Below are 20281 nucleotides of genomic sequence, written 5' to 3'. Positions count from 1 at the left end.
CGTCGGGTCATGTGCGGTCCTCCGTCGTGGTGCTCGAGCCGGGTGGGCGGGCGTAGCCGTACACGGGCCCGGGCCGGCCGGAGGCCTGCGCCTGAGCGGGGAAGAACGGGGCCTTGCGGGAGACGGCGCTGTCGCTGCCGTTGCCCTCGATCGTAGCGATCCGCCCGTCGGGGAACACCTGCTCGACGAGGCCGATGTGCACGCTGGCCGGGCACGTCGGCCCGGTGCCGTAGACGATCGCGTCACCAGGTGCCGGCGTCGCGTCCGGTCCGAGACGGCGGCCGCCGTTGGCGGCCGCCCAGCCGAGCACGTTCCCGGAGCACGGGATGATCGGGACGCGGACGCCGGCCCTCTGCCAGACCCAGGTCGTGAACGCCGAGCACCACGCGTAGCAGCCGGGGGCGTTGTACTTCGTGCAGTTGGAGCCGATCGGCCGCTCAAGCTCGCCGAGCTCGCCGCGCGCGATCTCGACGATCCGCGCCCCGACCTCCGAGCTGCCCCCGGCCGCCACGTCTTCCGATGCGGCGCAGCTGGTCAGCTGCATGCTCGGGTCGGCGCCGGCGACCGCTCCGGCGCCGAGCTCCCGGTACTCGCGGGCGCGGGCGAGGACCTCGTCGACGTACCACTGCGCGTGGTTGTAGGCGAACAGCGCCCTCTGCCAGCTCCCCGGCGCGCCGGAGGCGCTCAGGTAGTTCGCCGCTCCCGGGATCGCGTCCTGCGGGTCGTAGATGTTGCGGCGGCCGTCGCCGTTGCCGTCCACGCCGTACGCCGCCCACGTGGAGGCGATGAACTGCATGGGCCCGGCGGCGCCCGCGCTGTTGGTGCCGGACCGAACCCCGGGGAGCGGGCTGCGGCCGTGGTCGGTCTCGATCGACCCCACCGCCGCCAAGGTCGCCCACTCCCCCAGCCTGTACTTCGCCGCGGCCTGCTGGTAGAGCGCCGCGTAGGTCGGCGGGATATCGCCAACCGCCCCGCCGGACTGCAGCGTGCGGAACGTCGCCCGCTGCCCTTCGACCGCTCCGGGGTCGACGCCTTGCGGCCGCGGCGGCGGCCAGGACGGGTGACATGCCCGCCGGTGTGCACGCGGTCGCCGACGGGACCGCCACGCCGAACAGGGCCATGAACGAGCCGAGCAGGATCAGCGCGGCGATCGCCACCGCAGCGGCGATGAGTCGGAACGGGATCATCCCTGCCTGCGCTGCTCGTGACGCCCCGCGTCCTTGCGATACGGCACCTGCTTCTCCCCGCCCCCAACGGGAGCGGCGGACTTGGCGGCCCGGGCGCGGTCCTTGGCCATCACCTTGCCGTCGGCCTGGTGGCGGCGAAGCTCCCGGTCGACCTTCGCCCGGGTGGCGAGCTGCTGCGCGGAGGACCCGTCGCGGTACTGCCGGGCACTGCTCCCCGCGAGCCCGGCGAGCTGCGGGTAGTTGCGGTACTCACGCCGACGTGCCGCCCCGTGCGGGGCGGCCCCGGGCTTGAGCTTGGCCTGCGCGCGGAGCCACGTGTTCGCCTTCTCGCGACGGACCGCCAGCGGCTCCTTCGCCAAGTCCCGGGCCCGATCGGATCGCGCCAGGCGTGCCTGCGAGGCCGCGGCGCGGCGCTGCAAGCTGACCTCGCGCTTGCGCAGTGCCTGCCGCTTGCGCGGGTCGCGCTCGGCCCCGCGGAGATCCCTGACGCGCGCCAGCTCGCCGCGGCGGCGAGCGAGCTGCGTGCGAGCCTGCTGCTCCTGCTCGCCGTCGAGCGTCTTGCGCTCGAGCAGCGCGTCGCGCTCGTCGAGCGTCGACCGGACCCGCCGCGCCCGGTCCGCCCGGGCCTGCCCCAGCGCATCCGAGCCCGCCGGAACCTCGACGCCCGCGTTTCCGGCCGCCTTCGGCGACGTGCCCGGAACGCCGAGCGCCGCGGCCACCGGCGCGGGGGCGCCAGCAGCGCCGACCGGCGGCGTGCGCGCATCCTCGGCGGTGCGATGCTCGTGTGCGCCCGGGGCGCGCAGGTGCGGGCCCATCGGACCGGCCAGCGCGGCGCCGAGCGCCCGCTGCCCCGGCACTGTCCCGGAGCCGTCCGCATTGCGGGTCCGGGCCTTGGCCTGCTTCTGCATCAGCCGGGCGTGCTGCATGCGCGGGTCGCGACGGTTCATCACCGCGCGCGCAGCGGATCGGACCGCCATGCCCGCGGCGAGGCGGGTGGCGATCGCGGCGCCGGCGTCGCGCTGGCGGCCGTTGCTGGCGAACCCCCACAGGGACTCGCGCTTGATGACCAGGACGACCAGGACGATCGCCAGTACCAGCCACTGGCCGATCGCGCCGGTGCCGACCTCCGCGGAGAACAGTCGCCAGATCACCAGCACCAGCGCGAGGAAGGCCGCGTGCTTGAACGCGGCCAGCAGGTCGCCGAGCAGCTCGCCGGCGTAGGAGACCACGCGCTCGGTCCCGGCCTTCCCGGCGGTGCTGAGCGCCACGACGAACAGCAACTGCACAGTGCGGACGACGACCATGATCTGCGCCGCCATCATCAGCACCGCGGTGACCGCGAGGATCACCCACAGGGGGGACCATCGGGATCAAGACCAGCACCAGGCCGGTCATCCGGTCCCACGCCCCGGACTCGGTGCGAAAGCGGGCGTACTCGGCCATCGGGCCTTCGCACTTCTCGGTGTCCTCGGCGCCGCACATCACGCGCAGCAGGCTGTCCTCGTCGTTGATCGAGTTCCGCGCGCCGGCGTTCATCGGCCACGCCGTGAACAGCTCCAGGTTCGTGCGCGCCGCGGCGACGGCCTTGACCCGCTCCGGGTTGTTCTCGCCGGCCGCCCGCTTCACCGCGGCCGCGCGCAGCTCGGGTGAGAGGCGGTCAGGGTTGGTGCCGAAGTCGACGTCGCCGAACTGCAGGAGCGCCAGCGGCTGGTCGATCACGCTGCGCCCCATCGACCCCAGGCCCCTCTGCGCGGCCCGTTCCCCGTTGGAGCCGTTGCCGGATGCGGCACCGATGACGGCGAGGCCGAGCTGCTGGCCAGAGGTCGCGACGCCGTTGATCGTCGCGACCGGGTTGTGCATGACCGCGAGACCGACCGCGCCCAAGACGGCCATGAGCGCCAGCTGCTGTAGCGCCTCGCCCTGCCGCTGGCGCTGCAGCGCAGTCCACATCAGCCACACCGCCCCGATCGGGGCCAGCAGCAACGCCAGCGGCCGGGTGATCGTGTCCGCGCCCCGGGAGAGCTCACGGGCCAGCCCGGTCTTGCCGGAGCCATCCAGCGGCTGGAACCCCAGGGCGAACTCGACCAGCCAGAAGCAGCCGCGGGTGATGAGGACCATGAGGCCCCAGCCGAACCGCAGCAGCTCCAGCAGCATCGCGATGAAGGTGTCGCCGGGCCGCGGCGCGCCGGTCCAGGACTTGGTGTCGACGTGGATGTCCCACGACCAGCGGTTGCCGACGGCCATCGTCGACGCCTGCCCGCCGACCGCGCAGTTGGCCGCCGCCTCGCGGCCCATCGGGACCTTGCACCACGGCGACTTCAACCCGTTCCCGGACAGCAGATCGTCCCCGCGTGCGCCGCGCACGACCCCCGATTGCAGGCTGCTCGAGCCACCGACCCCGATCCCCGCCGGGGCGCCCGTCCCGACCGTCCCGCTCGCCGACGTTCCACCGATCCCGGTGGTCGCCGGCGTCGGCGTGCTCACGGGCGAAGGGGGATCGGTCGCCGGACGTCGCTCCTGCGCGCCCACCGGTCCGGCCAAGGTCAGGGCCGTGGCGATCGCCACGGCCACCAGCACGATCCACCGGTCAGCGCGCATCGGTGGCTACCGCCTGACGCTGCGCGGCGCGCTTGAGCGGGTTGGTCTCCACACGCCGCCGAAAGCTGGCCGGGAGCGTGACTTGGATCGTCTCGATCTGCCCGCGGTGATCGCGCACGGTGGCCTGGCCGTCGTCGAGGCCGACCTGAGTCTGCAGTGTGTCGGGCTCCGGGTCGATCCCCAGGAGCTCGCACTGCTGACGAGCGTCAGCCTCGTCGACCGCGCGGAACGCCCACACCGCTCCGAACAGCGCGCCGACCGAGCCGCGCTCGAGGCCGACGTCGGCGGCGTACTGCGTGGCGATCACGGGGACGACCTGCTTGGAGCGGCCCAGGCGCTGCGCGCTGTCGATCATCCGCCGCCCGGCCGGATCGTCGAGGAGCAGCCGGGCTTCGTCGAAGCACATGAACTTCTGGCGGTCGGGGAACCTGCTCATCACGCCCATCCCCAACAGCGCGATGAGCTTCGTCAACGCTGCGCCCTGCCGCTCCAGCGGCTCGTACTCCGAGCGCGACACCCCGCGCGCCGGGACGGGGAGGTTCTCGGTGACCATGCAGGTGATCTGCCGATCCCCGATCGCCCGGACCGACCCGTCCAAGGGTGCGAACCCGAGCTGCGCGAGGCCGTTGGTCGCGTAGGTCTCGAGGTGCTCGACCAGAGCGATCGCCTCGTCTCCCCCGCGGGCGCGCAGGGCGCGAAGGACGTGCGAGTTGGTCGGGCGTGCCTCGTGCTCGCGCACGGCGGCGACGGCCTGCTGCAGCTCGGTCTCCCAGACGGCCGGCGCGAGCCGTGGGAGCAGTGCGGTGAGGAAGTCGGTGGCGGCGTCCGAGCGGAGCTCCGGCGGCGCGTTGCGCCACGGGTCCAGCAGGCCGCGCAGATGGCGGTCGGCGCCGAGCGTGACGACGTCGACGCGGTCGCCGAGAGCGGGGTCGGATTGCCAGTGGTGGTCGTCCTGTTTGCCCGTGGAGTCGAAGACGATCGCCTCGTCCAGGGCGGCTTCCATCGCGAGCTTGCCGCCGGCGGTGGTCTTGCCGGCGCCGGAGTCGCCGACCATCAAGATCCCCGCGGCCCGGTTGAGCTTCGAGCCGTCGGCGGGGTTCCATCGCACGACGGTCGCCGAGGCGTTGCGGGTGTGGCCCCAGACCCAGCCGTCCCCGGCGCCGGGCGGCGGGTGGCGGTCGGTGCGAATGCGCCGATCTGCTCGGCGCTCATCCGCCGGGTGAACCCGCGCACCCACGGGCGCTGGCCGGGCAGGCTCGCGAACCAGCCCTGCAGCTGCTGCGCGATCGGGACCCGCAGCCGCATCCCGTGCGCCGACCACGCCGTCTTCGCTTCCCGCACCCGCCGGCGCAGCTCCTCCCGCGACTCCGCGGCGACCGTGATCTGCAGCACGCCGGCGAAGAGCGGCTCGCCGGTGCCGAGGTAGCTCTCCGCGTCACGCGCGACCTGCGTGCGGTCGTGGGTCGCGTCGCTGACGCCGCGGGCGGCGAGGTGCTCCTCGTCCGCGGCCTCGTCGGCCTTCGCCATCTCCGCTCGCACCTGCGCCTGGGCCCGGGCCGGCGAGATGTACTGCGTGGAGAGGGTGACGTCGACGGGGAACGGCAGGCGGTCGCACGGCCGCCACATGACCTCGAGCGCCACGGAGGGGGCGAGGTCGTCGACCGGGAGTGTCTCGGCGACCAACGTGGTCTGCCAGGAGTTGCCCAGCTCGCCGACCACGTGGACCGCATCGCGGTAGCGGGTGATGTGCCCGGCCCACGCGAGCAGGTCCGCCGAGCACGGTGTCAGGCGCGAGCGTCCGCCCCGCTGGGCGAGCACGGCGCGCGGGTGGTGCAGGCCGTCGACGACCGGCTCCCCGAGCCCGCGCGTCGACGCGCGACGGACCAGCCACTCGACCTCGGCGAGATCCGCCGGCCGTGCGCCGCTCACGGCGCCGCGCACGCGGTCGAACAGCTCGTCGGCCAGCTCGTGATCGCGCTCGACCTCGGCGAGATCTCGGCCCGAAGCCAGCGAGACCTTGGAAAGCTTCGAGCGCCACCGGTCAAGACCGGAGCGCGGATCCTCGAGGAGCTCCGCGGCGACCTCGCCGCGCGCCCGTCGCGCCGGCGTCAGGGAGATCGCCACGAACGCCTCGGACGGCGCGAACGCCCCGGACAGCGACGCGGCCTGCTCGGCCCGGTACGCGGCCCGGGCGGCGCGCAGCTCGGGGTCCGTCGCGCCGCGCTCGGCGGCCTCGTCGAGATCCTCGTAGCGCTCGCCGTCCCACCAGCGCGCGACCCGCAGCAGCTGCAGGTCCGCCTCGACGTCGCGGGTCAGCGAGGCGATCTGCTCGACCAGGCCCAGCCGGTCGGTGACCTTCCGCAGCGCGTAGTTGCGCGTCGGCAGCCGGAAGACCGCCCACGGGTCGTCCATGCCTCTCGCGTAGACGACATTGCCCGACACCCACGTCAGCGGCTGCACCCTGCCTCACTCCCCTCGATCGACCGTGATCCGCACGGTCTGGCCCGCATCCACGACGACCGTCTGGCCGCCCTGACCACCCGCGCGCACCACGAGCTCGTCGCCGGTGCGCGTCACCTCCCCAGCGATCCGCACGCGGCCCGGGCCGCGATAGCGGATCTCCTCGCCGCCGGGGCTTCCGTCGCCCAGCAGCGGCAGATCCTCAGCGGTCCACGTGCCCTCAAGCTCCGCCGCCGGCTCCCAGCCCAAGTGACAGCGCGGCGAGACCGCCGCGCCCAAGATCGCCGGGAGGAACTCGTGCATCCGCAATCCGTTGGGCTTCACCGCGGCAGCCGCGGTGAACGATCCGACGACGGCGGGCATCCACAGCCACCACGAGATCTCGCCCACGAGCCAGCTGGCCGGCGGCACCTGACGCAGGAACCAGGCCGACGCGAGCCCGGCGACCAGGTACAGGACCATCGTCTGCGACACGCCGCGGCGGCCCAGCGACACGTCGTCGCCGAGCCGGTACCAGCGCGGATCCGCGCCCCACAACCTGTCGAAGTTGACGACCTGCACCCGAACCCCGGGCTCCGCGTCGACCGACACCTACGCCACCCGCCCCGCAGCCAGCGCGGCCGACAGGTCGGCCGGCTTCGGGACGTGCACGGAGCCGGTGGTGCCGGTCCCGCCGAGGTCCTTGCCGGTGTCCTCCGCGGCGTTGTAGAGCTTGCCGCTGATCGCCATCGAGGCGAGGATCGCCATGAGCACCGCGAACCCCAGCGTCTTCACGCTGGTCTGCGCCCACGCCACCCCGATCGCCACGATCAGCCCGATCCCCACCAGCACCGTCGCGACCGTCTTCACGGTCCCGTTGGTGTTCTTGGCGATGTCACCGAACCCGCCCGACGCACCCACGCCGACCGGCTTGTCGCCGGCGGCCCGACCGGTCTCCCCGCCCCAGCCCGACCCGGTCACCATCCCGCCGGAGCTCTGCTGAGCCGACGCGACCACCGGGGCGGCCGCACTCGCCGCGAAGACGAGCACGACCACCATCGCCAGCAGCCGCGCCACCTCCCGCGGCATCCCTGAACTGAACATCGTCTGTACCTCCTGTCCCGCGCGCCTAGCCGGCCGCGGGGTCGTTGTGAATGCCCGCGACGAACCAGCGACCTCGCTGCTCCACCCCGAGCTCGTAGCCGAGCGTCAACGACGCCCCGTGCCGGTCGGAGGCGACCACCGTCGCCATCACCGCCCGGCCACGCTCGCTCCACCGCACCGACAGCACGCGGTCCAGTCGCAACGCGACCGACGGCAAGCTGACCCGGGCACTCGGCGCGAGATCCGCGCGCAAGTTCCCGCCATCGCCCGCCAGGAAGTTCCTCAACGCGCGCTCGCTGATCGCGCGCACCTCATCCGGCGCCTCATCGCCCCGGTCGGCCAGATCGACCGCCTCACCGGACGAGGGGGCCCCGACGATCGCCGGATACCCGACGATCCGCGGACCGTCCTCGGTCCGGCGCACGGTGACCGCGAGGTACATCGGGCCGTCGGTGTCCGTGTCAGCCTCCACGACGTACCGCCGACCAAGCGACGTCTCGAGGTCCTGCACGATCCGCGTGCCCCGCACCCGCCGGCGACCGTCCGCCGGGACGCTCATCGACGCGGCCCCGACCGGGCCATCCCCCGTGATCGCCCGCAGCGTGTCCTCCCGCGGCTGGGGCGCCGCGGCGTCGTAGCCCAGGAACGCGTCCGTGAACCGCTCCGCCAGAGCCGCCGACGTCGGATCAGCCAGACGGCCGACCGGACGCTCGACGACGACCGCCCGCGGCGGATCCACCGCCCGCCACACCCCAAATCCTCCGAGCGCGACCAGGACCACGCTCAGCAGCACCCGGTTGTACGACTCCCGCCACCGCAACCGGCGCACCGACACCCGACGCTTCATCACACGCCCCCCACGACCCTCAGCGCCACGAGCACGACCAGCGCGACCGCGGCCGCCACCTCGGCGACGCGACGAACCGCAAACGGCGGCCGCGGGCGGTCCACCCCCACGGCCGGCCGCGCCACCCGCACCGCAGCCGGCTCCGCCGTCCGGGCGCGGAACCGAGCGACAGCCTCGTTCAGCTCGCCCACGCTCACGGCGTCCTCACCCCAAACGCCGCATCCGCGCCCGAGCCCGACGACGGGGCCCGGTACGCCGGCGCCCGATACACCGGCACCGCCGGCGCGCCGACCGCAGGCCGCGCCGGTGCAGGCACCACCGCGCGACGCACCGCCACCGGCCGCTTCGCCCGGACCCGCTTCTTTGCCGCAGGCCGCGGCGACGTCGGCCGTTTCCGAGGACGCGGCGCCGCCGTCACCGTCACCGTCCGCGTCACCGGCGCCGGGGTCGCCGTCGGCACGGGGACCGCCGACGCCGACGCCGACGAGCGCTCGCCACCCAGCGACGGGATGACCAACGCCGCCACCGCCACAGCGGCCACCCCGAGCCCGGCCGCCACCGCCACCCGAGGCGCGGCGACCCGCCGACCGGCTCCACCTTCGTCGGACGGCATGGGGCCGGCCCCCAGGCTGCGCGGCCCCGACTCCGCCTCGACGACAAGCGGCGCACGCCGGGGCACCGGCGCCTCCTCCACCGCTGACGCGAACAACGGCTCCGCCGTCATCGGCGCCGTGCCCTCCGCCTCGACGTCCGCTTCGCGGTCGACCGGCTCCCCCGTCGCCTCGACGCCACGCCGCCAACACCCGCGGACCCAGCTCCGGCGAATGCCGCCGAGGACCCGGCGGCTTCAGCTCAAGCTCCGGCGCAGCCCGCGAATCCCCAGCCGCATCCTCATCTCCGAACAGCAGCGCGTCCTCAGCCGCAACGTCCAGCTCGTCGTCGTAGGCGTCCATGACACCTAACCCCGACACCAAACCCCCACAGGTCCCAGCCCAGAAGACCTGGCGCGTCCGCGCTGCTCTCGCCCGCGCTTCTGGCCAAGCTCTGACCGGATCAGCCATCCTGGTGCCCGCCCCGCCCAGGCCGACCGATGTGGCCATCAGGTGAGGGCGTGGCCGATACCCCTAGCCGCTAACGCGGCGCACCATGTGCCGCGGTACGCCGGGGAGTTGACGATCTACTGACCGCCGGAGGTCAGTGTCAGTTGCATCGTCTGCTCATAGGGGCGCAAGAGCGAACGCTCATGCGACCGGCGCCGGACTACGTGAAGCGCGCTTTGACTACCGCGGCTTCCGTGCGCCTCCATAGCGACGAACATCGGATCGGCTGCGCAGACTCGGGCCCCAGCCTGGTTCAGAGTCCGACGCCTAGCGGCGTCGGTCGCAGCATGGACGCCGAGCGCGTGGCACTGCTCAAGCGTGAGCGGAACCCACACGTGCTCGAGATCTGGGTCGCCGCCGCCGAAGTAGTCGCGGTACGGCACGCGGGGAGACCCGAACAGGAGCCACATCGCCATCGCCGTTCCGCGCAGCTGCTGAGCCTTGCTCCAGTCGAAGCGTCGTAGCTCGCTCTGCGCCAACCGGTCGGCGTAGCGCCGGTTGAAAACCCAGGTGACCGTCTCGCCACGAGTAGCGCCGAAACGGCGCCCTGCGTCCTTCGGTGACAGCGACCCGGGGAGGTCGAACGCCTGGCGGATGGCTTCGTCGACGTAGAGATCGCTGAGCAGGCGGCTCAGGGAGAGACCATCTGCCGCCTCACCCGTAGCGATGTTGAAGCCGGGAAGAGCGACCTCTGCACGGTAGAGATCGAGAAGCGCCCCCACGACTCGCTTCGTGTTCCCGCCGCCCATCCCCTTGTCGGCGCCCCAAATCGTGCGGGCCAGCTCCCCGATCGTGCTGCTCCCCGTGCCGTCTTCCGGGAGCCCGTCGTTCACGAAGATGGTCACGAGAGCCATCCACGTCTTGACGTGGAGCTCGCCGAACTCGGCACCGACGACCCGGGCGGTTGAGCGCAAGACCTCGCGAGAATCGATGACCAGGCTCCCCGACGGACCGTCACCCATCAGCTGCGCGCTCGAGGAAGCAGCATCCTCGTCCATCCACCCCTCGATGACCCCCTCCGGGCTGGCCATCAACGTTCGCTGCGCGGTGTGCGACACGCGAGCAACTTAAGGACGTCCCCGGACGCTCCTACGGGATCCGTGAGCAAACCGCCACCTCTCCGTGAGCAAGCCGCCACTCTCCGAACGCGCCAGCTTTAGGAGAGCAAAGCGCCACCCTCCAGCGGGCCCACGCTCGTGCGACCTTGTGAGCAAACCGCCACCCTCAAGCTCCGACGGGCTGATCGTGAGCAAAGGACCACCCTCGGCTCGCGGTCGCTCAAGGCGAGGTCGACCGACTGCGAATCGGACGTTCTACGCCGAGCCCCGGTTGACCGTTCGCGTCGCTCGGGCGGGCTGGCGTGAGCAAACCGCCACCCTTTCGTGAGCAAACCGCCACCCTGCCCCTCATCAAGGCCGACCGTGAGCAAAGGACCACCCTCGTAGATCGAACCTGTCGATCGAGGTTTCGCGAGGAAATCTCGGTTCTAACGAGAGCCCGTGAGCAAGAAGCCACCCCTCGCCGGCGGGCTGGCGTGAGCAAACCGCCACCCTTTCGTGAGCAAACCGCCACCCTGCCCCTCATCAAGGCCGACCGTGAGCAAAGGACCACCCTCGACGCGGCGTTCTCCGGTCCGCAGAACGTGAGCTAAACGCCACCCTCGCGGGAGCCCGGCGCCACCTCTCACTGAGCAAAACGCCAGTCTGGGCAGCGGGCACGCTGCCTCGCAGGGTCGCGGGCGATGCCCGCAGCTGCGCCCCCGCGACCGATCAGCGATCCTGCCCGTGAGCGAGGTCTCAAGCGGGCTCGGGGCTCGACGTGCGTGCCGTTGGAGCGCACCGATCTGCCGGCGCCGGTGCCGCCGCTGGTGCTGTTGGTGCTCCTGACCCGGCAGCGGCAGGAGCTCGTCGACGTCGGCGAGATCTCGCGCCGGCAGCTCTACGACGTCCGCACGTTCAAGAGCGTCTTGGTGGTGCTCGAGCAGCTGCGGAGGCTCGCCGCGGTAGAGAAGTCCGGGACGTTCGCCACGAGCATGGGGCAGCTCGTCGCCGGCCAGGCCAAGAACCGCCCGGGCTGGAAGATGGACGGTGAGCGGTTCACGGACCGCGATCGCCACCAGTCCCGGATGCGGGAGTGGCTCGACGTCTTGGAGGAGTGCGGCGTCCTGCGCTGGCGCGCGGGCCTGAACCTTGAGGAGGAGCCCGCCCGGACCGAGATCCGTCTACGACCGGCCCCGGACGTCTCCCTCGACGAGCTCGACCAGGCCAGGCAGCGCTTGCGCGCGTGGAAGCGCCGTTACGGCCGTGCGCTGAACACCGGCTCCTCCACCGGGGTCAAGGGCGCAGCCCGCCGCGGGAAGCCGCTGAGCGCCGAGCAGGCCGCCGATCGGGGCCGGGCCCGCTGCACCAAGAAGGCGCTCGCATCTCGTGAGCGCCTCTCAACAGTTCCAGCACCCCCCTTCGGGGCTTCGACTACGTCTCAGAACAGCCGTCCCTCGGCTGCGCCTCGGGACACGCTTAGGGATCGCAGCTCAAACGCACCGAAGATCAGTGACGCTTGCGGAACAACCACAGGCGTGATGCGCGCGCATGCACCCGGAGATTCGTCATGCAGCCGTCCTGCGGCCTCCGATGAAGGCGCACCTCTCGTGGCCGCACTCGAGCCCAGTGGGAACAGCCTCATCGAAGCAAGGAGGTTCGGGCCGCTCCGGGTGCCCGCAGGGGCCTCAGACGGCCCGCACGGGGCCGTTCCGGGCGATCTGCAGGCCTCCGGCGCCCGGGTCGACCTCGCGGCACTCCTGGAGCGCGTACGAGCCCGAGAAGAGGCCCTCGCGGAGAGCCACGGCATGCTCGCCGACGCCATCCGACGCCGCGCGCTGCAGCTCGCCGAGTGGCCCGCCAATCGCCAGGTCCCGCTAGCGCGGCTCAAGGAGGCGTGGGCCGCGGCGATAGCCGGCCCGCTCGCCCTCGCCCAGGCCCCAGGCCCAGCGCCGGCGGCGGCCGCGAATCCCGAGGACCTAGATCGCCTGCAGCGCGCACGCCGCCGCTACGCCGACCACGCCGGGCACCGGCCCGAGCACCTCCCCGAGCACCCGCTCGCCGCGCTCCTGGCGCTCACCGCCGCCAGCGCCGCGGCCGGAACCCCGGCCGGGCGCACGCTCAAGGGCGCGATCTGGGCCCTCGACCGGCTCACCAAGCGCATGCGGGCCAAGGCCGCCGCCCACGACCCGCAGCACGACGCCAAGGCCCGAGCCCGGGCCACGCGCCGCCAGACCCAGCGCGCCACGGCGCCAGCAGGCCGGATCGCGTTCCGCCTCGATCAGCCGTGGCCGACATGGATCAAGCTGGATGACAACGGCGCCCCGCTGTTCGTCGACGGCACCCTGCAGATCGACGAGGACTGGGCACCCCCAGCCTGGAACGACCAACGGCGTCTCTGGATCCGCGACGCCCACCTCCTCACCGGCCGCAGGCTCGACGTCGGGACCGACGGCCGCCTGCAGATGGACTACCGCGCCCGGATCGACCCCTTCGACGTCTCCGAATGGGAACAGCGCCGCCGCGACGGCATCACGCCCGACCTCCTCCACTTCGTCACCCGCACCAAGATCGAGCTCGACACCGCCCGAGCGATCCCCGCAGACCGCCGCGCCAAGATCCTCGAGGACCTCGAACGCGCACGCGCCGCACGCCGCGACCAGGACCGTGACCGCTTCCGCGACCAGCTCGGCGGGACGTGACGACGACCCGCGGGCCCGTGGCCGCCTGTCACGGACCGAGTTCGGTCAAGAGCCGGCCGACCGCCAACTCCAACGGCTGCGCGATCCCGCGCTCGAGGTTGTCGACGACATACCAGCGAAACCGCAGGCTCGCCTCCTCCCCCGCGAGCGTCCGCGCGCTCTGCTCGAAGACCAACAGCAGGTCGAGGCTCTCGGTGATCGTCGCCCATTCAGCGTCGGAAATGCATCGCATGACCTACACCCGACACGCGCTCAATCGATCTGACCCCTGTGGCGCAACGCCGCACCAGGAGCCACCTGAACGACGTGAGGCCGACGCGCATCTCGAGCACCAGCCGGTCGGAGGACCCGGTGCCCGGTCACCAGGCGAATCGCTCACGTTGACGGACGTGCTCACCGCCGCACTCGCGCGCTCAATCCGCCACGCCACCTTCACCGGCCCACGGGCCGGCCGCCCTTCTTACTGGGCACAGCCCAGAGTCCGGGAAGGGCTTGAAGGTGGCGCGTGCGTTCGAGCCCGCTCCGCACGTCGGCTCCGCGCGCCCGTCGTCCGAGGCTCACCGCCCGGCACCCAGGACCGGGCCCCACAAACCGAAGGAGCCCGACATGCCCGACAAGCCCTCCACACCGCGCCAGCGCAGCTACCTCGCCACCCTCGCCCGGCAGGCCGGGCGCAGCATCCCGCAGCCCTCGAGCCTCACCAGCGCCCAGGCCTCCAAGCTCATCCGCGAGCTGAAGGCCGGACCGCGCCGGCGCGACCTCCCCACCGGCCGCGACCTCACCAGGCCCACCGCACTGGCGACAGCCCCGACCGACGACGAGGCGCCCAGCCGCGACTACCCCGGCCGCGACGACGCTCCCCGCGGCGACGGCAAGCGCACCGTCCTCGCCAGCTACGAGCTCGACGGCCACGACCGCCAGATCGTCGGCCAGACCACCCACGGCAACAAGCGCCGCATCTGGGACCAGGGCCTCACCGGCCCCGACACCACCCTCATCGCCAGCAACTACCGCGGCCGAAGCCTCACCGAACTCCAGGCGCTCATCGACGCCTACATCGAGCGCGCCCCCCAGCACTACGCGCAGACCGGCCAGCTCCCCCGCCTCAAGGACTGACGCAGGCCGGGCGGCTAGTGCGAGCCGCGGCGCCGCGACCGCGGCACCACGCGACCCAGCGGGCGATCGGAGTACGGGAACAGGTGCGCGACCTCGTCGACCTCATCGATCGAACCGCAGTCGTCCTCCCACCAGTCCGCCTCACCGAACAGCAGCGCATCCTCCGCCGCCACATCCAGCTCGTCGCCTTCCGTCAGCGCGAACGCCCGCACGCCGACGTCCTCGGCCGCGGGCATCGTCGGCTCCGCGATCGCCACCGCCGCGTCATCCGCCAGCGCCGCCGGCGGAATCGACATCCGCGCTGCGGACGCTCGGTCGATGATCGAGCGGACCAGCGGGGTCAGCACGGTCGCGGCGATCGTCGACGCCCACACGCCGTAACGGATCCTGAACAGCGCATGGCCGACCAGCCACGCCACCATGCCCCAGCAGAACGTCGCGAACGTCATCAGGCCCGACCCGTTCCCGAGCATCACGCCGTTGACCAGCGCGATCGCCATGATCACCACGCCGCCGACGCGCAGCAGCTTCTCGCCGACGAGGTAGAGCACCACGCCAACAGCGGCGAGCACGAGCAGCGTCGTCATCGCTTCACCCTCGCCGTCTTGGTCACAGACTTGGTCCCGCCGATCGCGACCACCCGGACCGTCACGCGCGTACCCGTCGCACGCACGCCGAGGTCGAGCGAGAGCTTGCCGCGAGCGGCTCGGATCGTGCGCGTCACCACCCGCTTACCCAGCTGCAGCCGCACCCTCGCCCGGCCAGAGCGCTCACTGTGCGTACCGCGAACCCGGATCGTCACCCGACCGTCCCGCGCCCGTCGCGCGGACACCGACGAGAACCGCACCGTCGGCTTCACCGCCGGCCGTGGCGTCGGGGCCGGGGTCGCTGAGGGCGTCGGAGTTGGAGCGGGCGTCGGAGCAGGGGTTGCCGTCGGCGCCGGCGTCGCCGCGGGAGTCGGCGAGGGCTCCGGCGACTGCGGCCGAGCACGCACCGTCGCGGTCACCGTCTCCGCCGTCGCAGAGTTGCCCGCGAGATCCCGAGCGATCGCTCGGAACCGGTACGTCCGGCCGAACTCGGCCACCACCCCGTCCGCCGGCGACGCGACCCACGGGCCGCCGTCGACCTGGACCTCGCGGGTCAACGTGTCGATCCCGCTCAAAGCATCCTCGCCCGAGGCCTGCGGACGCAGCTGATCGCCCTCGTAAGCGACCTCCGAAAACGCGCTCAACGCCGCCGTCGGCGCCGTCCGGTCACGCCGCACAATCACGTCGGTCGTCGCGCCCTCGTTCCCCGCCTCGTCGGTCAGACCCACCCGCACGGTCGAGGTGCCCTCCGGCAACGACGGCACGCTCAACATCTGCGGCGAGCCCGTCACGCCCGACGTCGACGAGCCACCGCACCCGGGCGCGCAGAGCTCGGTGCGCAGCTGCGCGATCGGAGCGAAGCTCTGCGACGGGATCGGCACGCTCAGCGTCGCGCCCGCCGCGGAGGACCAGCCCGTGTCCCCGCTGATGCCCGACGGCGCGGCCGGCGCCGACCGGTCAAGCCGCAGCGTCGACGTCGCCGAGTCCGTGAACTCGCCGCCCGCATCGACCACCCGGCCGCGCACCTGGTGCTCGCCATCCCCCAGCGCCGACACATTCGCGCTTACTGCGGTGGACACCGACGTCGGACACGGCCGCGCCAACACGTACGAGCACAACGCCGACGAAGAACCGAGCAGCTCCGCGCCAGCACGCAGCTGAACAGACGCGACCCCTCCCCCAGCGTCCTGCCCGGCCACGGTCGCCGACAGCGATCGCACCCAACCCGAAGGAACGCCCGACACCGACGCCGAACTCGGCGCCGTCGGATCCTTCACCGTCAGCTCCGCCCGGTAGAGGTCGGTCTGCACCTCGTTCAGCGAGAACCCTGTGCCGCAGCCCGTCGCCGGCGAGACCGGCTGGCAGAACGCACCCCACTCGACGTACGGCGTGTCGATCGCGTTGATCGCGACGTCGAACTGTCCGGCCAGCTGGCAGAACCCGCCGCCATCGGTCACGCAGTTGTCGTACACGCCGGCGTTTGGCCCGCTCGGGACGCGCATGCCGACAACCCAGTTGTTGTCGTACTTCTTGACGAAGTCGCGCATAACCACCCTCGTGATGCTCGTGCCGCTCGGCGGTGTGAAGCGCCAGGCGGTAGTTGAGGTGCCGATCACGTCCGGCGAAGGAAGGATGTCGGCGGCGCGGAGGCCATCACCTGCGCTAGTGCCGCCGCAGTTGCTGGTGGTCTGCATTGAGGACGAAACGGTGTTGACGACCGACCAGCCGTCGGTCGATCCCGTGGTGCCGCAGCTCTGCACGACGTAGCTGCCGGCGTGGGTGGGAGCCGCGGCGACTGCGCACACGACCGCGGCCGCCAAGGTGGCGGCCAGCGTACGTTGGTGGTGTCGGGGACGGCGGGTCATCGGAAGCGATTTCGGCGGTCCAGATACAGATACTCCCTCGACCCGCTAGAAGCGCCACGCTTCACGAAGCGCAGCACGATCCTGTCGGGTCGCTGCCCGACGCGGAAGCTGACACGCGAGCTCTTCACGCTCACCCGCCGCAGCGTCCGCGAGCTGAAGTTCCGAAACCGCTGCGCGCTCACCTCCACCGTCGCGCCGACCGGCCGGTTGCGAATCGTCAGAACAACGCGACCGCGCGACCAGCTCGAGCGCGACAGACGCACGTCCGGCAGCTTCGACTTCTTCGGCGTCGACGAGCCGGACGGCAGTACCTCCGAACCCGGATCGACCGGTCCCGGAATGGTCGGGGGAACGGGCTGTCCCCCTCCCCCACCTTGAGGTTGCGCCTGCGCTCGCCGGCTCGCGGCCCGATCGACGATGCCGCCCAGGCCCGCAGCCCGAAACGCGCCCGCGACGTCGATCGTCGGCCGACCGTCGACCGTCCGGGCACCGGTTCGCAGCCAGCCCTCGATCTCGTCCGGCGAGGCCTGCGGACGCCACGTGCGCAACGCGGCGACGATCGCCGAAGTGAATGCCGCGGCAGAGGACGAACCGCCGTTCTCACTCCGGACGGGTGTCTCGCCCTCGGCGGTGTCGATCCCGCAGCCCGGCCCGACGAGTGTGCCCGGGCTGTACGACGCGTAGCTGCACAGCGCGCCGGTTGGCCCGCCGGCCGCGACCGGCACGACTCCCGGGGCGCTCCCTGGCCACCCCACCGATTCTCCAGGGCGGTTCCCAGCGGAGGCAACTACCGAGATGCGGCTTTCGCGCGCTTGCCCTACGCGGTTCGCCACGAAAGCGCGATCGTCCTCGCTAGGAGGCTCCGACGATCCAAGCGACAAGTTGACGACCGCGACCGGCCACCGACCAGCGATGTCGGACTGGCGGGCGCACCGCGCAATCCCTTCCTGGTAGTCGCCCGGCTTGAACCCGTTGTTCCCCGGTCGATGAGCACTCACTGACACGATCCGCGCGATCGGCGAGACCCCGATCGTCCCGCTCCCGTTCGGCAGCGCGCCCATCATCAGAGCCATCGCCGTGCCATGCCGCCCAGTGTCCGACTCATCGCCGAACCGGCTCACCTCCGGGGACAAGGACAGCCGCTCGACAATTGGCCCTTCCGCTCGGTCAGCCGGGAGATCTACGCCGACGGCGACGCCGCTGTCGACGAGACAGGCCACGTACCGATCGGCGACCGCGGGCACGTCTGCGGGGTCGAGGTATGGGAGCCAGCCGGCGCCGTAGGCCTCCTGCTGGGCGGTCGGTGTCGGTGACTCTGCGGCTTGCGCGCTCGTCGCGCCCGCCAAGCCCAGGAGGGCGGCGGTGAGCGCCGCGGCCGCGCAACGGCCGACGGCCGGCCGCCCCGAAGGGCGACCGGCCGCGGTGTTCGAGCGAATGGAGCCGCGGGGGAAGCGGTCCGTGCTCTGCATCAGAAGCGCACCTTCTTGGTGGGGCTCGCGCCTCCGATGTGGCTTCCGGCGCTGCCGACGACAGCGCGGAACTGCACCTTGCCGCGCAGCGGCGCGGCAAGCCGGTAGCGGCCGGAGAACTTCCCGGCCGACGTCGTGCGCAGCGTCAGGAACGGACGCCACGACCGGCCCGCGGTGCGGTACTGGATCGTGACCTTCCGCGACCCGAGCTTGCCCGGCGCGCCGATCTTGCCGGACAGGCGCAGCGCGCCCGGCCGCTTCACGACGCTCAGCCGTGCCGTCGCGCGGACCGTGAGCGTCAGGTCGACCTTGCTGGTGACGTCCTGCTTGCTCAGGTCGTAGCGGTAGCGCAACTGCAGCTTGCGCGACGGGCTGTTGGACGGCAGCTTCAGGACGAACGAGCCGTCCTTGCGCGTCCTGGCCCCGCCCATGTCCCGGACCACACCGGCCTCGAGGTAGACCAGCTCGATCTTCGCGTCGTCGACCTTCACGCCGTCCGGACGAGTCAGCTGACCGCGGATCGTCGCCGACGTCCCGTACCGCGTCGTTTGGCCGCGGGTCTTGCCCTTCAGCCAGCTCGCCGCTAGCACCGCCGACGGACTGCCGTTCTCACCGTTGACCTTCTCGGCCGTCGACGAGCCCGCACCGCCGACCGGCGCTCCGGAACCACCCGTCCCCGGGTTCGAGACAGGCTTCTCCTCGGGCGGCTTGGGGACCTTGTTGTTGAACGGCTCCGGGTCGGTGTTGTCCGGCGTACCGTCCTCGTCGTCGTCCTCGTCCCGGCAGTTCGGGATACGGTCGCCGTCGAAGTCCTCCGTCGGGCCGGTCCCGACCCCCGTCGGGTTCTGCGGGCACGCCGCGGGCGGCTCCGGCGTGGGGGTCGGTGTCGGCTGCGGCTGCACCGGTGCCGGCTGGACCGTGGCGCCGTTGTCGAACGGCCCCGAGGTCGTCGGAGAGATCCGGGTCGTCGAGCCGCCACCATCGGTCGCCACGACCTCGCACCGAAGCTTCTTGTTCGAGTCCTGAGAAGTCGGGGTGTACTTGTTCGTCGTCGCCCCAGTGATCGCCTGCTGGCCGGAGCCGTCAGCGTTCGCGCGGTACCACTGGTACGTCACCGTCGGGGTCTGCCCGTTGATCGCGCTCGGGGTGCAGGTCAGCTCCGTGCCCACCTGCGCCGCCGAGCCGGAGACCGACACCGAGTCGAACGCCGGTGGCTGGTTATCGACCTTGATCGTCCACTCCGACGACTGAGCCTGGTTGACGTCCGTCGCGTCCGTGACCCGAAGCGAGATGTCATGCGTGCCGTCCGACAGCGTGGCCGTGTCGAACGAGAACGTCTCCGACGCGCTCAGCTTGCACGGCACGCGCTCGCGGAACGGGGTCGCGCACTGCCCGCCGTTGGTGTCGACCGTCCCGACCGCCTGCGGCACGTCGTCGATGATCAGCCGCCGACGGAACACGCCGCCGCCCTGATCGGTCGCGCTGAACGCCAGCTGCCGCGTCCGCGCGAGCGTGTTGGTCGAGGTCAGCGACCCCGACACGCCCGAGAGGTTCGGGGCCAGGTTGTCGTTCAGCCGCATCGTGATGCCGCGCAACGACGCGTTCACGACGTCGGCCGGGCAGCCGTTCCCGCCTGTGCACTGCACCCCGAAAGTCGTCGACGACGCCCCATCGAAGCTGTAGTACGCCGCCCCGTTGCGGGTGCCGCAGCCGTACAGCTGCACGCAGTCCTCGAGCACCGTCGTGCCGTTCTTGATCACGAACGCGCTCGAGTCACCGAACCCGCCCGGGTGCGGGCGGCCTGCACGCATCTGACGCGAGGCGACCGACATCGAGTGCAGGTTCGTGTTCGACGGCGCCGTGAACGTCCACTGCGCCGTGTTCCCCGCGGTGTGGCCCTGGTTGGTGTCGAACGCGGTCGCCAGCCCACCGCCACTCGGGCAGTCGTTGCCGACGTACACCCACGCCCCGGCGTATGCGCTCTCCCACCCGGACACTCCCGGGTTCTGCGTCGTGCACTGCTCCAGCTCGTACGTCGCCGCGTCCGCGGATGCCACCAGCGCCGTGCCGACCACCGGCGTCGCCACCGGAGCGGCGAAGGCCACCAAACCCGTCGCCGCGATCACCCCCGCCCCACGGGCCATCCAGCCCCGGGACCTGCTCTCTGACTTGCTCACCGTCAACTCCTAGTCGTTCTGGATCTGCGCGACTGCAAAGCCCCCGCGCCTTC

At 72.1% G+C, this 20281-nt stretch carries 16 protein-coding genes; 2 read left to right on the top strand and 14 right to left on the bottom strand.

Translation table 11 applies throughout. The features are described from left to right. Positions 1–7: 7 nt before the first annotated feature. The 9 genes from GKE82_RS29500 to GKE82_RS26175 all read right to left on the bottom strand — a co-directional run bounded on the left by GKE82_RS29500 (position 8) and on the right by GKE82_RS26175 (position 10333). A complete protein-coding gene (locus GKE82_RS29500; RefSeq protein WP_154735840.1) occupies positions 8–880 on the bottom strand; it encodes a lytic murein transglycosylase in 873 nt (290 codons plus the stop codon). Positions 881–1183: 303 nt separating this feature from the next. Continuing rightward, entirely contained in the window at positions 1184–2536 is a 1353-nt protein-coding gene (locus tag GKE82_RS26210; protein ID WP_154735839.1) for a hypothetical protein, read from the bottom strand. Between the two features lie 1238 nt (positions 2537–3774). Next, the gene (locus GKE82_RS26205) at positions 3775–4893 is read right to left on the bottom strand and encodes an ATP-binding protein (protein ID WP_154735838.1); all 1119 of its coding nucleotides are present in this window, start codon (positions 4891–4893) and stop codon (positions 3775–3777) included. Next, complete coding sequence (locus tag GKE82_RS26200; protein WP_154735837.1) at positions 4839–6197, bottom strand: hypothetical protein; 1359 nt, start codon at positions 6195–6197, stop codon at positions 4839–4841. Before GKE82_RS26200 ends, GKE82_RS26205 begins: the two co-directional genes overlap by 55 nt. A 54-nt stretch (positions 6198–6251) precedes the next feature. Next, complete coding sequence (locus GKE82_RS26195; protein WP_196189484.1) at positions 6252–6740, bottom strand: hypothetical protein; 489 nt, start codon at positions 6738–6740, stop codon at positions 6252–6254. Between the two features lie 96 nt (positions 6741–6836). Further along, positions 6837–7313 (bottom strand): hypothetical protein, encoded by a 477-nt coding sequence (locus GKE82_RS26190; RefSeq protein WP_154735753.1) that lies wholly within the window; start codon positions 7311–7313, stop codon positions 6837–6839. A gap of 40 nt (positions 7314–7353) precedes the next feature. Beyond that, complete coding sequence (locus tag GKE82_RS26185) at positions 7354–8175, bottom strand: conjugal transfer protein (RefSeq protein ID WP_154735835.1); 822 nt, start codon at positions 8173–8175, stop codon at positions 7354–7356. Continuing rightward, entirely contained in the window at positions 8175–8366 is a 192-nt protein-coding gene (locus tag GKE82_RS26180) for a hypothetical protein (RefSeq protein WP_154735750.1), read from the bottom strand. The genes GKE82_RS26185 and GKE82_RS26180 overlap by 1 nt, the downstream gene beginning before the upstream one ends. Positions 8367–9352: 986 nt before the next feature. Then, positions 9353–10333 carry a hypothetical protein gene (locus GKE82_RS26175; protein WP_154735834.1) on the bottom strand — a complete coding sequence of 327 codons (981 nt, stop codon included), beginning with the start codon at positions 10331–10333 and terminating at the stop codon, positions 9353–9355. 770 nt (positions 10334–11103) lie between these two features. Between GKE82_RS26175 and GKE82_RS26170 the strand changes: the two genes are divergently transcribed. Next, the gene (locus GKE82_RS26170; protein WP_154735833.1) at positions 11104–13014 is read left to right on the top strand and encodes a hypothetical protein; all 1911 of its coding nucleotides are present in this window, start codon (positions 11104–11106) and stop codon (positions 13012–13014) included. A 28-nt stretch (positions 13015–13042) separates the two neighbouring features. Here the strand turns inward: GKE82_RS26170 and GKE82_RS26165 are convergent, their stop codons facing one another. Beyond that, positions 13043–13246, bottom strand: a complete 204-nt coding sequence (locus tag GKE82_RS26165; RefSeq protein WP_154735832.1) for a hypothetical protein — start codon at positions 13244–13246, stop codon at positions 13043–13045. 374 nt (positions 13247–13620) lie between these two features. On the opposite strand from GKE82_RS26165, the gene GKE82_RS26160 reads away from it, so the two are divergent. After that, on the top strand, positions 13621–14130 hold the full coding sequence (locus GKE82_RS26160; RefSeq protein WP_154735831.1) for a DUF3072 domain-containing protein: 510 nt from the start codon (positions 13621–13623) through the stop codon (positions 14128–14130). A gap of 14 nt (positions 14131–14144) precedes the next feature. Here the strand turns inward: GKE82_RS26160 and GKE82_RS26155 are convergent, their stop codons facing one another. Genes GKE82_RS26155 through GKE82_RS26140 form a run of 4 tightly spaced genes read right to left on the bottom strand, consistent with a single transcriptional unit; the run spans position 14145 to position 20228 of the window. Then, the gene (locus tag GKE82_RS26155) at positions 14145–14717 is read right to left on the bottom strand and encodes a hypothetical protein (RefSeq protein WP_154735830.1); all 573 of its coding nucleotides are present in this window, start codon (positions 14715–14717) and stop codon (positions 14145–14147) included. Then, positions 14714–16537, bottom strand: coding sequence for a hypothetical protein (locus GKE82_RS26150; RefSeq protein WP_154735829.1), 1824 nt, complete (start codon positions 16535–16537; stop codon positions 14714–14716). Before GKE82_RS26150 ends, GKE82_RS26155 begins: the two co-directional genes overlap by 4 nt. A gap of 41 nt (positions 16538–16578) precedes the next feature. Beyond that, positions 16579–18051 carry a S8 family serine peptidase gene (locus GKE82_RS26145; RefSeq protein ID WP_154735828.1) on the bottom strand — a complete coding sequence of 491 codons (1473 nt, stop codon included), beginning with the start codon at positions 18049–18051 and terminating at the stop codon, positions 16579–16581. Then, on the bottom strand, positions 18051–20228 hold the full coding sequence (locus tag GKE82_RS26140; protein WP_154735827.1) for a hypothetical protein: 2178 nt from the start codon (positions 20226–20228) through the stop codon (positions 18051–18053). Before GKE82_RS26140 ends, GKE82_RS26145 begins: the two co-directional genes overlap by 1 nt. Positions 20229–20281 lie beyond the last annotated feature (53 nt).

It is taken from the genome of Conexibacter sp. W3-3-2 (assembly GCF_009707605.1).
GTDB classification, from domain to species: domain Bacteria; phylum Actinomycetota; class Thermoleophilia; order Solirubrobacterales; family Solirubrobacteraceae; genus Paraconexibacter; species Paraconexibacter algicola.
This window is presented reverse-complemented; position numbering and strand designations above follow the sequence as displayed.

Excerpts from the sequence above, each read along its gene's own strand:
- GKE82_RS26200 (WP_154735837.1), bottom strand. The coding sequence starts at position 6,197 with ATGGACGACCCGTGGGCGGTCTTCCGGCTGCCGACGCGCAACTACGCG.
- GKE82_RS26190 (WP_154735753.1), bottom strand. The coding sequence starts at position 7,313 with ATGCCGCGGGAGGTGGCGCGGCTGCTGGCGATGGTGGTCGTGCTCGTC.
- GKE82_RS26185 (WP_154735835.1), bottom strand. The coding sequence starts at position 8,175 with ATGAAGCGTCGGGTGTCGGTGCGCCGGTTGCGGTGGCGGGAGTCGTAC.
- GKE82_RS26165 (WP_154735832.1), bottom strand. The coding sequence starts at position 13,246 with ATGCGATGCATTTCCGACGCTGAATGGGCGACGATCACCGAGAGCCTC.
- GKE82_RS26160 (WP_154735831.1), top strand. The coding sequence starts at position 13,621 with ATGCCCGACAAGCCCTCCACACCGCGCCAGCGCAGCTACCTCGCCACC.
- GKE82_RS26155 (WP_154735830.1), bottom strand. The coding sequence starts at position 14,717 with ATGACGACGCTGCTCGTGCTCGCCGCTGTTGGCGTGGTGCTCTACCTC.
- GKE82_RS26145 (WP_154735828.1), bottom strand. The coding sequence starts at position 18,051 with ATGCAGAGCACGGACCGCTTCCCCCGCGGCTCCATTCGCTCGAACACC.